This is a genomic window from Cytobacillus sp., assembly GCF_964223445.1.
Classification (GTDB): domain Bacteria; phylum Bacillota; class Bacilli; order Bacillales; family Cytobacillaceae; genus Cytobacillus.
In genome coordinates, this window is sequence record NZ_CAXQGS010000053.1 from 90,262 (window position 1) to 105,667 (window position 15,406).

At 39.9% G+C, this 15,406-nt stretch carries 14 protein-coding genes and 1 riboswitch; of the genes, 13 read left to right on the forward strand and 1 reads right to left on the reverse strand.

The window, feature by feature from the left end:
• Positions 1–9 precede the first annotated feature (9 nt).
• From ACEQ1T_RS10145 to argH, 10 genes are all read left to right on the forward strand, one after another.
• Positions 10–1,401 (forward strand): FAD-binding oxidoreductase, encoded by a 1,392-nt coding sequence (locus ACEQ1T_RS10145; protein ID WP_206836694.1) that lies wholly within the window; start codon positions 10–12, stop codon positions 1,399–1,401.
• A gap of 4 nt (positions 1,402–1,405) precedes the next feature.
• The gene (locus tag ACEQ1T_RS10150; RefSeq protein WP_206836697.1) at positions 1,406–2,380 is read left to right on the forward strand and encodes a bile acid:sodium symporter family protein; all 975 of its coding nucleotides are present in this window, start codon (positions 1,406–1,408) and stop codon (positions 2,378–2,380) included.
• Positions 2,381–2,642: 262 nt separating this feature from the next.
• Complete coding sequence (gene glpT, locus ACEQ1T_RS10155) at positions 2,643–4,010, forward strand: glycerol-3-phosphate transporter (RefSeq protein WP_370222722.1); 1,368 nt, start codon at positions 2,643–2,645, stop codon at positions 4,008–4,010.
• A gap of 192 nt (positions 4,011–4,202) precedes the next feature.
• The gene (locus tag ACEQ1T_RS10160; protein ID WP_206836703.1) at positions 4,203–4,967 is read left to right on the forward strand and encodes an NUDIX hydrolase; all 765 of its coding nucleotides are present in this window, start codon (positions 4,203–4,205) and stop codon (positions 4,965–4,967) included.
• 28 nt (positions 4,968–4,995) lie between these two features.
• On the forward strand, positions 4,996–5,691 hold the full coding sequence (pnuC, locus tag ACEQ1T_RS10165; RefSeq protein ID WP_206836707.1) for a nicotinamide riboside transporter PnuC: 696 nt from the start codon (positions 4,996–4,998) through the stop codon (positions 5,689–5,691).
• Positions 5,692–6,714: a multifunctional transcriptional regulator/nicotinamide-nucleotide adenylyltransferase/ribosylnicotinamide kinase NadR gene (gene nadR / locus ACEQ1T_RS10170; RefSeq protein ID WP_206836711.1), complete on the forward strand. Its 1,023-nt coding sequence runs from the start codon at positions 5,692–5,694 to the stop codon at positions 6,712–6,714. It abuts the gene before it with no gap.
• A 45-nt stretch (positions 6,715–6,759) separates the two neighbouring features.
• Positions 6,760–6,859: riboswitch (purine riboswitch) on the forward strand.
• Between the two features lie 55 nt (positions 6,860–6,914).
• Positions 6,915–7,916 carry an adenosine deaminase gene (add, locus tag ACEQ1T_RS10175; protein ID WP_370222723.1) on the forward strand — a complete coding sequence of 334 codons (1,002 nt, stop codon included), beginning with the start codon at positions 6,915–6,917 and terminating at the stop codon, positions 7,914–7,916.
• Positions 7,917–8,436: 520 nt separating this feature from the next.
• Complete coding sequence (locus tag ACEQ1T_RS10180) at positions 8,437–9,750, forward strand: hypothetical protein (RefSeq protein WP_206836715.1); 1,314 nt, start codon at positions 8,437–8,439, stop codon at positions 9,748–9,750.
• Between the two features lie 188 nt (positions 9,751–9,938).
• Positions 9,939–11,462, forward strand: a complete 1,524-nt coding sequence (locus tag ACEQ1T_RS10185; protein WP_370222725.1) for a Na+/H+ antiporter NhaC family protein — start codon at positions 9,939–9,941, stop codon at positions 11,460–11,462.
• Positions 11,463–12,791 (forward strand): argininosuccinate lyase, encoded by a 1,329-nt coding sequence (gene argH, locus ACEQ1T_RS10190; RefSeq protein ID WP_370222726.1) that lies wholly within the window; start codon positions 11,463–11,465, stop codon positions 12,789–12,791. It abuts the gene before it with no gap.
• 144 nt (positions 12,792–12,935) lie between these two features.
• On the opposite strand, the gene ACEQ1T_RS10195 is transcribed toward argH, so the two are convergent.
• Complete coding sequence (locus ACEQ1T_RS10195; RefSeq protein ID WP_370222727.1) at positions 12,936–13,436, reverse strand: GNAT family N-acetyltransferase; 501 nt, start codon at positions 13,434–13,436, stop codon at positions 12,936–12,938.
• Between the two features lie 235 nt (positions 13,437–13,671).
• Here ACEQ1T_RS10195 and ACEQ1T_RS10200 point away from each other — a divergent pair, with 235 nt between their 5' ends.
• The 3 genes from ACEQ1T_RS10200 to ACEQ1T_RS10210 all read left to right on the forward strand — a co-directional run bounded on the left by ACEQ1T_RS10200 (position 13,672) and on the right by ACEQ1T_RS10210 (position 15,295).
• Positions 13,672–14,202 carry a cell wall hydrolase gene (locus ACEQ1T_RS10200; RefSeq protein ID WP_370222728.1) on the forward strand — a complete coding sequence of 177 codons (531 nt, stop codon included), beginning with the start codon at positions 13,672–13,674 and terminating at the stop codon, positions 14,200–14,202.
• 123 nt (positions 14,203–14,325) lie between these two features.
• Positions 14,326–14,817 (forward strand): GyrI-like domain-containing protein, encoded by a 492-nt coding sequence (locus ACEQ1T_RS10205; RefSeq protein ID WP_370222730.1) that lies wholly within the window; start codon positions 14,326–14,328, stop codon positions 14,815–14,817.
• Positions 14,818–14,914: 97 nt separating this feature from the next.
• Positions 14,915–15,295: a DUF5367 domain-containing protein gene (locus ACEQ1T_RS10210; RefSeq protein ID WP_370222731.1), complete on the forward strand. Its 381-nt coding sequence runs from the start codon at positions 14,915–14,917 to the stop codon at positions 15,293–15,295.
• Positions 15,296–15,406: the final 111 nt, after the last annotated feature.

Below are 15,406 nucleotides of genomic sequence, written 5' to 3' on the forward strand. Positions count from 1 at the left end.
GAGTATAGGATGGAAACAGCTAGTATGAGCCTCGTACATGCTTTAAAAGAGGTTCTTTCTGAGCAGCAGGTAACAGAAAATCAGACAGTCAGAGAATTGCATGGAAGGGATGAATCATACCACAAGGAGAGCCTTCCCGATATTGTGGTTTTTCCTGAAACAGCCCAGCAGGTCAGTGAAGTGGTCAAGCTTGCAAATCAATATAAAGTGCCAATCGTTCCTTTTGGTCTGGGGTCCAGTCTCGAGGGGCACGTCATACCGTACGAACATGGAATTACAATTGATTTTTCCTTAATGAATAAAATCCTCGAAGTGCGTGAAAATGATTTCCTTGTCCGGGTACAGCCTGGAGTAACCCGCACGCAGCTAAACAAGGAATTGAAAAAATATGGTCTGTTTTTCTCTGTGGATCCGGGGGCGGATGCTACGCTTGGCGGAATGGCGGCAACTAATGCCAGCGGAACAACATCGGTAAAATATGGAGTGATGCGTGATCAGGTGCGTGATTTGGAAGTGGTTCTGGCTGATGGTTCGATCATACATACAGGAAATTTAGCTGCTAAATCCTCATCGGGATACCATTTAAATGGTTTATTCGTTGGTTCTGAGGGGACGCTTGGCTGCTTTACGGAATTGACTTTAAGAGTATATGGTATTCCGGAGCATGTGATGGCGGCAAGAGCTTCTTTCCCTTCATTGAACGATGCGGTGGAAGCGGTTGTTTCTATTTTACAGGCAGGGGTTCCGATTGCAAGAGTGGAGCTTGTGGATGAACCATCCATGAAGCAGGTGAACCTGTTCAGTGAAACAAACTATAACGAAAGTCCAACACTCTTTTTGGAGTTTCACGGCAATGAAGCCGGTTTGAAACAGGATGTCGCCTTCACAAGAGAAATAGTCGAGGACCATCGTTGCCTCGATATTGAATTTGAAACCGATAATGCCGCAAGAAATCGCTTGTGGGAGGCCCGGCATAACCTTGCTTATGCTTATATCCATGGCCACCCCGGGAAGAAAATGATGGTAACAGATGTATGCCTGCCGATTTCAGAACTTTCTGGCGCTATCAGCCATGCCAGGGAAGCGGTCGATTCACTGAGACTACCTGGAGGGATCGTCGGACATGTAGGAGATGGAAATTACCATACACTTCTCATGATTGATATGAGTAATCCGGAAGAGGTGGCAAAGGCAGAGAAGTTCAATGAACAAATTGTCATCTATGCGCTTGAGCGGGGCGGAACATGCACAGGTGAGCATGGAGTGGGTGTAGGCAAGCAGAAATACCAGCAACAAGAACATGGCCAGGCTCTTCAGGTTATGGAAAAAATCAAACAGGCCCTCGATCCAGATAACCTTTTTAACCCAAATAAAATCTTAAAGACAAGAGAAGGAGCGTGATGTAATGAAGGTATTAGAAGCGGTCAGTACCATTGCCGGAAAATATTTTGCCGTGTGGGTGATCTTCACATCGGTTATTGCCTTTATGTTTCCTGACCCATTTTTGGGGTTGGGAGGCTATATCACCATCCTTCTCGGTGTCGTCATGTTTGGAATGGGGCTTACACTGAAGGCAGTCGATTTTAAAATCATCTTTACCAAACCGCTGCCTGTGTTAATCGGAGTTTGTGCACAGTTCATTATCATGCCGCTGGTCGCTTTCGTCATTGCGAAACTTTTGAATTTGCCGGCGGAATTGGCAGCGGGACTTGTTTTGCTTGGCTGTGTACCTGGGGGAACGGCTTCTAACGTTATGGTGTATCTGGCAAAGGGAAATGTACCGTTATCCATCGCCATGACTTCCGTTTCAACTCTATTGGCGCCGATCATGACACCGCTGCTTCTCCTGATGCTTGCCGGCCAATGGATGCCGGTTGATGCTGTTGCCATGTTTATGTCTATTGTGCAGGTTATCATTGTACCGATTGTTCTAGGCCTGGCCATCAAGAAATTCTTCCCTGTGGCTGTGGAAAAAAGTTTAACTGTTTTACCTCTTATTTCCGTAGCAGCGATTATCACGATTGTGGCTGCAGTCGTTTCGGGCAATTCGGCAACCATCGCCGCATCTGGGCTTCTGATTTTTACAGCCGTCATGCTCCACAATGGATTCGGACTCCTGCTTGGCTATTTTGCAGGAAAAGTGCTTGGTCAGGATGAAGTAAACCGAAGAGCGATTGCCATTGAAGTTGGCATGCAGAACTCCGGTTTAGGTGTTGCCCTTGCAACTGCCCATTTTGGGCCGTTGGCAGCACTTCCAAGTGTGCTGGCAGCTGCCTGGCATAACATTTCAGGGCCGATTCTGGCGACTTATTGGTCGAAGAAACCTGCTGTGAAAAGTGAACTAGAAACGGCAGTTAAGCCAGTTGAGGTGAAACTGTAAATATGGGTTTAGGTGTCTGGCCCTTAAAGCTTAAGAGGGCAGGCACCTTTTTTGTACGTATCGAAAACAATCTAAATAGTTTTATAGGCTATTGACAACGTTTACAAATAATACTAGAATGTGACATAACAAGTTAACTATGGTGGAGAAACGGAGAACCCATGCTTTTTGCACTTCCATTCCTGGAAGTGTTAATAAAGTATGGGTTTTGTTTTTTTTAACAGTTAATATTGTTGTCAAATCTATCTTAGGGGGAACCTGAATGTTCAAACTGTTTAAGCCTGCTCCCCCAATTGAAAGATTGCCTGAAGAACAAATTGATTCTGAGTATAAAAAACTTAGATTTCAAGTATTTCTGGGAATTTTCATTGGTTATGCAGCGTATTATTTGATCCGGAAAAACTTCTCATTGGCCATGCCGTACTTTATTGAAGAAGGTAATTCCAAAACAGAACTTGGCTTTGCGTTATCTGCTATTTCTATTTCCTATGGCATCAGTAAATTTGTCATGGGGACCTTTTCAGACCGGAGTAATCCAAGGATATTCTTGCCTGCAGGTTTAATTCTTTCTGCTATTATTTCTTTATTAATGGGGTTTGTTCCTTTCTTTACTTCATCTGTTGCTATTATGTTTATTATGCTTTTCTTAAATGGCTGGTTCCAGGGAATGGGCTGGCCGCCTTCTGGCCGTGTTCTTGTACACTGGTTCAGCATCAATGAAAGAGGAAACAAAACAGCCATTTGGAATGTAGCCCATAATGTCGGCGGGGGGCTAATGGCACCTCTTGCCGTGGCTGGTGCGGCGATGTTCGCAGGCATAGCCGGAAGCTCTTCTTCAGGCTATGAAGGTGTATTTATATTACCTGCTCTTGTAGCCATTGTTGTTGCATTCATGGCCTACTTCCTCATTCGTGATACTCCTCAATCGGTAGGACTGCCAACCATTGAAGAATATCGCAATGATTATCCAAGTAAAACTAAGAAAACCTTTGAAACAGAATTAACAACTAAAGAAATTCTGTTCAAGTATGTATTAAATAATAAATGGGTTTGGGCCATTGCTATTGCTAATATTTTCGTTTATTTCGTCCGCTATGGTGTACTGGACTGGGCACCAACTTATTTGAGTGAAGAAAAAGGCTTCGATATGAGCAAGTCCAGCGTAGCCTATTTTCTATATGAGTGGGCGGGTATACCAGGAACACTATTATGCGGCTGGATCTCAGATAAGTTTTTCAAAGGGCGCCGTGGTCCTGCAGGCTTTGTGTTTATGCTGGGAGTATTGATCGCCGTTCTTATTTATTGGTTTAATCCGGCAGGAAATCCAACGATCGACATGATTTGTTTGATTGCAATCGGTTTCCTTATTTATGGACCGGTAATGTTAATTGGCCTTCAGGCACTTGATTTCGTTCCTAAAAAGGCTGCCGGAACTGCAGCAGGATTAACTGGTTTGTTTGGCTACCTCGGAGGTACTGTAACTGCTAATGCGTTAATGGGTGTTATCGTAGATGCATCTGGATGGGATGCAGGATTTATGCTGTTAACCGCATCTTGTGTCCTTGCAGCCATCATATTCGCTGTAACGTGGAATGTCCGTGGTCAAGAAGTTGTTAAAAATCAACATTAAGATAAAAAAGAAAGTGTCTAATCATTAGGCACTTTTTTTTTATGCTCAAAAATGCGTTAAAAAACTAAGGTAATAAGTATCTTTTTCTTAAAAGAAAATCTTTTTTTAAAACTATCTTGACTAACAGCAAATTATGGAATATATTTTAATTAACAATTAACAAAATGTTAATTAAAAAAGAGGTGAACAAAATTGAAAAAAATATATATTACCCCAGACGGTTACACAAGCGATATAGCGGTTTTTACAATTACATCTGAGCTCTCGGGAGAATATAAACCTCCAAAAAAAGAACTGAAAATCATGCTTATAAAAAGATCCGAGCTGGACCATGAAGGAAATCCAAATATAGAAGCAGGAAAGTGGGCACTCCCCGGGGGTTTTGTACGTCCCAATGAGACAGCGTTTCAGGCAGCTTTGCGAAGGTTAACCGAGGAAACCGGGGTGGAAGGACTGAAAATAAAACATTTTGGTGTCTATGATTCTTCTGGCCGGGATCAGCGGGGATGGATAATTTCCAATGCTCATTATGTCATTGCAAATGAAGCGGCATTAAGGAGCCGGAAAAAGACTTTTGATGCTTCTGAAATTGAGCTGTTTACTCTTGAAGAGGCACTTGAACTTGATCTTGCATTCGATCATCGGACCATTATGGATGATGCACTTTGGTTTATTAAAAAAGATATGGCGCTCACAACACTTGCTAAGCACTTTCTTCCTGAGGAATTTGTGCTCTCTGAACTGCAGGGGGTATTACTGACGGTCTTGGATGATCCTTCGATCTCGACTGATGCTGCCTTTTTCAGAAAAGCACCGACACTGCCTTTTATTGAAGCGGTATCGGAAGACGGAAAGTCTAAGAAATCAAACCGCTATTCCAAAACGCCTGCCCAGCTTTATCGATTCAATGATTTCCAGCCGATTGTGTCCGTGTATAGAAATAAGCTGCAGGGGTGAAAAGCAAATCATAAAAGGGGAGATTCACATGGGGATCTTTAAGAACTGGACGCGGTTCGAAATAATATGGCTGATCACGTTTACATTTGTTAACATTTATCTTTTCTTTGCCTGGTCGGATTCAATGCTTGGCCTGATCTCCTCCATAAGCGGCATGTTATGTGTGGTGCTGGTGGCAAAGGGGAAGATTGCAAACTATTACTTTGGCATTGTTCAAACTTTAACCTATGCTTATATTGCATACGGCTATGGTCTATATGGAGAAGCCATGCTCAATGCACTGTTTTATTTTCCGGTGCAATTTATCGGAATTTATCTGTGGAGACAGCATAAAACAATTCGGGATGTTAAAGGGGAAGATGTAAAAGTTAAAAGCCTGACTAAAAAGGGCTGGCTCTATACATTAGTAGCTATTGTCGTACTTACAATTGGATATGGGTTTTTTCTTAGATATTTAGAAGGCAATTTTGTCTGGACGGATTCAGCTACAAATGTCCTTTCGATAACTGCACAAATATTGATGCTGAAGAGATTTGCGGAGCAATGGCTCCTGTGGATTTCCGTTAATGTATTATCGATTATTCTTTGGGCGAGTGCTCTCATCTCACAGGGAGGCAATGACTTTTCGATGCTGGTCATGTGGACTGCTTTCCTGGTCAACAGCATTTATGGTTATATCAACTGGCGGAAATTGTATGTGAACCAGAAGAAGGAGGCGATTTAAATGACAGTTGGGTTTATTGGAGGCAAGTTTCTCCCCCTCCATCTTGGCCACGTCTATGCCATCGTGCAGGCCTCATCCATCGTCGATGAACTGTACGTTGTGCTGTCCCATAGCGAACTGCGTGACAGGCAATTGTGCCAGCATTCTAAAATGAATTATATTCCGCCTCATATCCGTTTGCGCTGGCTCAGCCAATTAACAAAAGATATGCCGCATGTTAAGGTCATTTCCATTAAAGACGATCAGGGGAATAACGATTACAATTGGGCTGAAGGTGCCGGGAATATAAAAAAGGCAATTGGAAAGCGCATTGATTATGTATTTAGTTCAGAGTATGAATATAGCGATATCTTTAATGAACTTTACCCTGAGGCGAAACACGAATTGATTGATCCGAATCGGGGACATGTGAATATATCAGCAACAGTGATCCGTAATGAAGGCGTCTTTCATCATTGGGAGTACATTCCTGACTTTGTTAAACCATATTTCGTTAAAAAGGTTGTTTTGGTTGGAACCGAAAGCTGTGGAAAATCGACACTGACAAGAAATCTTGCTAAAGTTTATAATACTTCCTATGTTGAGGAATATGGCCGAAACGTATGCGAAGAACTAGGCGGCTGCGAAGGTATCATAGTTAAGGAAGATTACCACAAAATTGCTTACGGCCATAAGCTTAGTGAAATTAAGGCGATTGAAAAAGCGAACAGGGTTGTTTTTATCGACACAGAGGCAATCGTGACCCAGTTTTACTCCAACCTATACAACAATGAGCATCAAACAGTGCTGGATGAAATAGCGAACCTGCAGGATTATGACCTATGGCTATATCTTGAAACTGATGTGAAATGGGTGGATGATGGACTTCGTGTTCATGGAGAGCATGAAGTAAGGCTCCAAAACAACGATGCTCTAAAAACACTGCTGAACAATCATAAGATTGATTACAAAACCCTTAACGGAGATTATAAGGAACGGCTTCAGAGTGCAATAGGGCATATTGAAGAGCTGCTGAAATGTTAAATAAGTGATTGACAAAATAGATAATATTATTTATCCTTTTAAAAAACCTAATGAAATACTTTCATTCGTATAACTCCAATAATATGGTTTGGAGGTCTCTACCAGGAACCAATAATTCCTGATTACGAAGAAGATACATGTGCTGTATTTTCTTCGTAATCAGGAATTTTTTTTTGTAAAAAAATCTAGGAGGTCCAGCTATGAATTTTACTATTTTGCCTAAAATTGAACTTCACTGCCATTTGGACGGGAGTGTCAGACCAGAAACCATCATTGATATCGCGAAGAGAGAAGGCATCAGCCTGCCTTCTTTTGATAAAGAAAAAATCAAAGAAGAACTAATTGCACCGTTGGATTGCGAATCCCTGGATGAATATTTAAAAAGATTCTCCATTCCTAACTTAGTTATGCAGTCAAAGGAAAATTTAAAAAGAATTTCCTTTGAGCTCTTTGAAGATGCAGCAAAGGAAAATGTGAAGTACATGGAGGTCCGCTTTGCCCCATTACTTCATACGCGAAAGGGATTATCCGTAGTAGAAATCATCCAAAGTGTGATTGAAGGGATGAGAGAAGCAGAAGAAGAATTTGATATTAAAGGAAATATCATTTTGTCATGTATGCGAACGATGAGTGTGGTAAATGCATTTGAGGTCGTCGAAAAGGGAAAGGCATTCCTTGGGAAAGGGGTTGTCGCAATCGATTTATGTGCTTCCGAGGAGGAAGGGTTCTGCGAAAAATTCATTGAACCGATCGCGCTGGCCAGAGAATATGGATACAAAGTCACCATCCACGCCGGTGAAACGGGAATCGGTCAAAATGTGCTGGAGGCCGTAGAATGGCTGGGAGCTGAAAGAATTGGACATGGCGTATTTATTAAGGACTGTGAAAAGGCTTATAAGCTTGTAAAGGAAAAACAGGTTGTGCTTGAAATGTGCCCAACCAGCAATGTCCAAACGAAAGCGGTAAACCAATTTAGCGAACACCCAATTTCCGACTTCCATCGGGATGGAATTAAAGTAACGGTTAATACGGATAACAGAACAGTATCGGATACAACGATGGCAAAGGAATGTGATATTGTTTCCAATGAATTTGCTATGAGTGCTGAGGATTATAAACAAATTTATATGAATAGTGTAGAAGCAGCTTTTGCAGATGAAGGGACAAAGGAAAAACTGAAGAAATATCTACTGGACATTTAAAGTTAATATTGCCTAAAAAAGAAATTTCAACTTGAGCAAGAAAGATGCATGACCCTGGCTGCATTAATACAATCATGAGCAAGGGACATGAATAGGGGGACAGCACCTTTATTTGTTTCCAACAATATTAAAAGTAAAAAGGCACTAGTAAATGCAGCTTTTCCCTGAATACTTTTTATAAAGTAATCTTATCAGATAAGCATTTTAAAAAAGCAATGCGCCTGATTGATGCTTTATACTTTTGATATTAAGCTCCTTCTTACTAGCTAACCTTTCCATTACTGAAACTAGTAAAAACATGTGAATATTCTTTAGGCCACTCTTTATAAAGGGTGGCTAAATTATTCACAAAAAATATCGAGAGATACGGGGGGATTAGAATGAATATTTAGGTATACTGATTAAAGAATATAATCGAAGAATACAAAATTAAAAATCAAACTTAATAATTTACAGAATAATGTGTATCATTAAGATAGAATTCTAGATTGTATCATTATTATTAAAGGAGTGCTTGTCTATGTTAAGGGTGGGGGTCGTCGGTCCACAATCCACTGTAGAAAGAATCATACATATCGCACAAGACTTAAAGTTAGATGTTATTTTTTTAACGTATCCGTATAAAGAAGTGCGGGAAACTGAAGATATAATAAGAAATAATAATAACAATGTTGATTTGTGGATTTTTTCAGGGAAAATTTCTTATAACATTGCATGTGAAGCGGTAGGAAATACGGAAAAACAAATTTATATCGAACATACTGAAGCTGGAATTTTCAAAGGGCTCTTGGAGTTTGCATACAAAACGGGTTCTTTTTTAGATCATTTAAGTATAGATGAAATTTCAAAAAGTCATTTAGAGACTGCTTTTAACCAACTCAATATTAATCCCGAAAAGATTTATGTGAAAACTTTTTCCGAAAAAACTTCAACAGAAGAATTAATAGGTTTCCACAGTCATTTATGGGAAAATGGTGAGACAAAAGGAGCAATCACTTGTTTTGAAGAAGTTTATTTACAACTTAAAGAAATGAGTGTTCCTGCATTCAGAATTTCAACAAGTGATATTGAAATCCGCCATACATTAAACATCCTTTCTGAAAAAATAAAGACTTTCTACTTTATGGAGTCCCAAGTTGCAGTTCAGCTATTTGAAATGGGACATTTGGAAAATCATTTCAAAAGTTCGAAACAAACATATCAGCTCCAGTATATGGAATTGAAGTTAAAAGAGATTTTAATAAACCTAAGTGAACGGTTGAATGGATCACTAATAGAAAAAGGGCTTGGCCGCTATTTAATATTTAGCTCGCGCGGTGATAGTGAACGGGAAATACAAAAAATTGAAGAGACAGTAAACAAATTGATTTTGGAGTCTGGGTTGAAGGTGGGTGTAGGCATAGGATTTGGTGAAACTATATTTTCAGCGGAACTGAATGCAAACAATGCACTAAAACAATCCAAAGAGAGGTTTGGTTCAATTATTATTATTCACGAAAATGGTGAAGTCGTTGAAGTTGATAGTGAAAACATAGAAAAGATGGATTTTCCGTATTTTAATGATAAAAGCTTTATGACTAAACTTAAAAACGAGAAAATCAATGTTAAACATTATATTGAACTATTTGCTTTAATAAGGAATGCAGGAATAAAAGAATTTACAGTTAAAGACATTTCAATTCAACTATCCAGGGATGAAAGAAATACAAGACGTTTCATAGAAAGTTTATGTGATGCCGGTTTAGCTGAATGTACCGGGGTGGAAGAATACCCGGCGAGGGGAAGACCGAGACGCGTTTACAAACTGACAAACTCACCAAATAAAGTTGTTTAAGACTGTTGGGAATTATCACCTCAACAGTCTTTCTAATTTTAGGATAATAACTGATAAAAAATTGTCTAAAAATTTTAAATTGTTATTGCGTTTCATGGATGCGTTAAAATATAATTTATTTTAGGGTAAATATTAACTATTTACCCATATACAAAATGATAATATTTAGTTTAAGGGGAGATTTGTTTATGGATCACATGGGTTTGGTGTCTTTAATACCACCGATTATTGCAGTAATTCTCGCAATACTTACAAAGAATGTTATCGTGTCCCTGTTCTCCGGAGTGTATATTGGAGTCCTGATTCTTGTCGGTGGCCGCCCTCTCGAAGCGACAATGGAAGTAATCGGAAACTTTATTTTTCCGCAAGTAGCGGATAGTTACAATGCAGCAGTTTTAGTTTTATTATTCTTTATTGGCGGGTTTGTAGCACTTATGGAGAAGTCGGGTGGAGGGGCAGCTCTTGCCTCAGGTGCCATAAAGTACATTAACACACGCGCAAAAGCACAAATCTCTGCGTGGTTTGGAGGAATTATCATTTTCTTTTCCGATTTGGGCACACCACTAATCGTTGGACCGGTTTTTGAAAAGATTTTCGATAAAGCCAAAATCTCTAGGGAGAAGCTTGCATGGATCATCGATTCAACGTCATCTCCCGTCGCAGTATTGATCCCATTCATCGGATGGGGCGTATATATAATGGGGCTTATAAAAAAAGAATTTGAATTGCTGAACATAAATACATCTGAATTCAGTACGCTTATTCAAGTCATTCCATTTCAGTTTTATGCACTATTGACCGTTTCAATGGTGCCTATAGTGGCTTTGACAAAATTGGACTTTGGACCGATGGCAAAGGCGGAAAAAAGAGTGCAGCAAACGGGCAATCTGTATTGGCCTGAGTCGAAACCTCTTAGAAAACCAGAGGATGTGGAGGGGATTACCAAAAATGGACATGCCGTATTAATTTGGCTGCCGCTATTGGTATTATTCATTACCCTTTTCGGATTGTTAATTTCATTCGGCTTCCCGTTTGAGCCGGTACCAGGAAATGAATTCAGGGTTTCTTTAAGTGCTGCATACTTATTTGCGGCGTTATCGATTGTCGTCTTAATGATTATGTACAAAGTGAAAAAGTTCGGCGAGATTATTGATATTTATACAACTGGAATTCAGAAAATGGTTTACGTTGCAGTCACACTTGTACTTGCTTGGTCGCTTGGCAAAGTAATTAATGAAATGGGAACGGCAGCGTTTATAGTTGAGGCGATGAAAGGAAATGTTCCATCGTTCATCATACCTGCAATCTTATTCTTAGTTGGAGCGGGGATGTCTCTGGCATCAGGGACGTCATGGGGGACATTTGCGATTATGCTTCCAATAGCCATTCCTATGGCTGTAGGTCTCGATGCGCATTTGTTAGTTTGTATAGGAGCTGTATTGTCAGGTGGTATCTTCGGAGATCACTGTTCACCAATTTCCGATACGACGATCTTATCGTCAACAGGGGCAGGAGCGGATCATATCGATCACGTAAAAACGCAGTTTCCATATGCACTCATTAATGCATCGATTGCATTAATCGGATTTCTCGTTGCCGGGATCACAGGAAGTGCATTCACTTTAATCTTGACGATAGTACTGTTAGTAGCAGCTGTTTTTGTGATATCCAAGATACACACAAGAAAGTATAGTGAAAGGGTTGAATTATAAGTGAAACTTTGGGGCGGACGATTCACTAAACGTGAAGATGAAATCATGGAGAAATTCAATACATCTTTACCTGTTGATAATAGGCTGTATTATGAGGATATAACGGGAAGCATTGCACATGTAAAAATGCTTGTAAAATGTAAATTACTCACAGAGTCTGAAGGTGATTTACTTATTAGTGGGCTGGAATCGATCATGAGCGATATAGAGTCCGGTGTATTAAAAGTGGAAGGCGAATATGAAGATATCCATTCTTTTGTTGAAATGAATCTGACATCGAGAATTGGTGACACAGGAAAGAAACTTCATACTGCACGAAGCAGAAATGACCAAGTGGCGATTGACATGAGACTTTATGCAAAAAATAAAGCCGGAGAAGTGGTGTCTGTCCTTCAGCAACTTATCCATTCGTTAAATGAGAAATCAGCAAATAATAACGTCATTATGCCTGGATACACACATTTGCAAAGGGCACAGGTCATAACATTCGGCCATCATCTCGGTGCATACGTACAAATGTTTAGCCGGGACAAAAAGAGAGTCCAGAATGCCATTGATATTTTGGATGAAAACCCGCTCGGATGTGGTGCATTGGCGGGAACAACACACAACATCGACCGTCAAATAACTACAGACCTGTTAGGATTCGCTAAACCGGTAGACAACTTTTTAGATGGGGTAAGTGATCGGGATTACTTACTGGAAATCATGTCAAGTTTTTCAATTATAATGATGCACTTGAGCCGCTTGAGTGAAGAACTCATTCTCTGGAGCAGCCAGGAATTCAAATTTATTGAAATGGATGATGCCTATTCAACGGGCAGCAGCATCATGCCTCAAAAGAAAAACCCGGATGCAGCTGAACTTATTAGAGGCAAGACAGGCAGAGTATACGGTTCCCTCTTTTCATTGCTTACGACACTGAAAGGATTGCCGCTCACATACAACAAAGACATGCAGGAAGATAAAGAACAGTTTTTTGATGCAGTCGATACAGTGATAGATTGCCTTGATATTATGTCAAAAATGATTGATACGCTTCTTGTAAAGGAAGAAAACATGAAAGCTGCCATTAAAGCAGGTTTCTTGAACGCAACCGAAGTTGCAGATTATTTAGTGAGTAAAGGGACTGCATTTAGAGATGCTCACGAAATCGTCGGCAAGCTCATTATTTATTGTGAAGAGCAAAAGAAGCCGATTGAAGATTTAACGGTCGAAGAGCTGGCGCAGTTTAGCAGCAGCATAACAGACGATATTTACGAATACATTGACTATGAGAACATATTAACCAAAGGGAACAAAAAACTAATCAAGCAGATTTCGGGATAAAAATTAAGCAAACGGGACCAATCGTAGAGGGTTGGTCCTGTTTGCTTGCCCGTTATCAATCGTATCGGTGTCGGCCCCAGGCTTAATTTTTATTGGTTGGGGGGAGACACCTTTTTTCAGGATAGAAATATACTCAAGAATTTATTATTCAGATACAAACAATTTAAGCTCTTCCTTATCCAAAATAATTGTTCCTTCATATTTCATGCCGATTTTTTCAAGCAGTCTGGAGGAAGCATGATTTCCCAAGGATGTGATGGCAAGGATCCGTTTCAGATCCAGCTGCTCATGACCATATTTCAATGTAGCATAAGCTGACTCGAACCCATAACCTTGCGTTTGATATGTAGATAAAAAAGCAAAGCCAATATCAACATTGTCTAGAGTATCTCGTTTTATCAATCCGCACATTCCAATAGGAGTGTTTCCTTCCTTCCGTTCAACCATAAAAAGGCCATAGCCCAGCTGAGAGTACATTTTCATTGGCCCGGTAACAATATAATTCTTAGCATCCTCTAGTGTACGTACACCTTTATCGCCAATATAACGAATCCATGCAGCTTCATTTAAAAGTTCGAGAATGAATGCTGCATCATCTGGTGTTAACCAGCGAAGAATTAATCGATCTGTTTCAAGTACTTTCAATTAAAGTAGCACCTCTTTCAATTTTTTATACCTGTTGAACCGATTCATAAAAAAATTTGTTCATCAGTCATGCTAGTACAAATATATAAGTTAAGTTATTATATGAGCAAATTAAAAATTCCATTTTCTAGATTGGTAATTCTCCCATAGATTCACTAATGAGTTACCACTGTAAACCTGTTAGCCTTATAAGTGGCCTGTTTTTGCCTAAAAACTACAAACAGGAGGTTTACAAATGAAGAATTTAGTAACGTTTGTTGCTGCCATTTCACTCATTATGGGTTCATATAGCGTGTTTCCTGCAGATCATTTCGATGCTGAGACAGTGGATCAGAAAGCTGCAGAGACACTAACATTTAAAAAAGTTGAGGTTGACGTGAAGGAATCATCATCAACAGATCATCGTTTCATCAAAGAGGAAGAAAAAAAGCTGCTTGCCCGTCTTGTACAGGCTGAAGCAGAAGGGGAGCCGTTCGAAGGGAAAGTAGCGGTTGCTGACGTGGTGCTGAATCGTGTTGAGCATGAACAATTCCCGGATACAGTCAAGGACGTTATTTATCAGAAGAATGCTTTTGAACCTGTTCAAAATGGTTCCATCAATGAACCGGCGAGTAATGAAGCAGTTCAGGCCGTTGAGACAGCTCTTATTGATAAGGAGCAAAATGAAGAGCTCCTTTATTTTTATAACCCTGACACAGCTACAAGCCAGTGGATCTTTTCACGTGAAGTTGTGAAAAAAATCGGCAATCATGCATTTGCTATATAAAAGCGCGTACAGCCATAAAAGCTGCGCGCTTTTTTTATTGGAAAAAAAGCAAAGGAAGGAGGAAATTTAAATATGGTGCCGAAATTTGTTTGAGGTAAATACTTCCATAAAGGAGATGTGAAAATGAATATCATTGTAATGGAATTACCCCAAACTGAAGTTGCATTTATCAGGCGCACCGGAAGTTATTTTGAACTGCAGGATCATTGGAGAGATTTGATTAGCTGGGCAAACACCAATGGGCTGTTGCCGCCGAAGCAATCTTTTATCGGCATTTCATTGGATAATCCTGAACTGGTGGAAAGCAAGGTTTGCCGCCACGATGCCTGTGTTACCATACCCGAGGGATTTGATAAAGAAAAACATCAAGAAGTGAAATTTAGAAAGCTGCCTGGCGGAGATTATGCTCTGTATCATTTCTTTGATATCCCTGATAAATTGAATGGTGCCTATCAGTACATGTTTGGGGAATGGCTTCCAAATAGCGATTATGAACCGGATTACGATCGGCACAGCCTTGAGTATAATTTAAATAATCCCGCTGAAGATGAAGAGGGGAAATGTAAGGTTGATTTATATGTTCCAATCAAAAAAAGAATTTCATATGCAGAGTAATGCCTGCAGAATCTTTACATAAAATTCACCAATTATCAGCAGGATGTAACTGACTTCCAGCGAATAATAAAGCACATCTTTGCAGGAGGTGTATTTTATGCTTAACTTTGCATGGGGCTTTCTATTATGGGTATCAGCAACAATATTATTCCGTTTATTTGGACAGATCTTTTTAATTCCTGGACAGGCTTTTTTAGCGCTTTCGATTTTTATTCTGGCGATCCCTTTAATTTCAATTGCAACCTATCCTTACTATTATTTTAGGCATATTCCAGAAACAGAACGTCTGAAGGCAGCAGTGCAAATTGCTCTTCCAGGAATGCTGCTGGATATCATAAGCATTATTTATTTTGCAAAAGTGTTTCCGAATTTAACTAATGACTCTCTTCCTTTATTCGCTTCCTGGCTGCTTTGGGCGTATAGCCTGATTTTTTTATCAGGGTTCACAATAAAGGTAAGATCAAAGGATGCCTTTTGAGAAAAAAGTGCCGGGTCCTGGTTGCAGGGCAGGCATTTTTTTCGTTTATTGCATCTTAGGCCATTTACTTCATCAATTTTAAAAATCAAAATTACCATCAATTCTTCAACT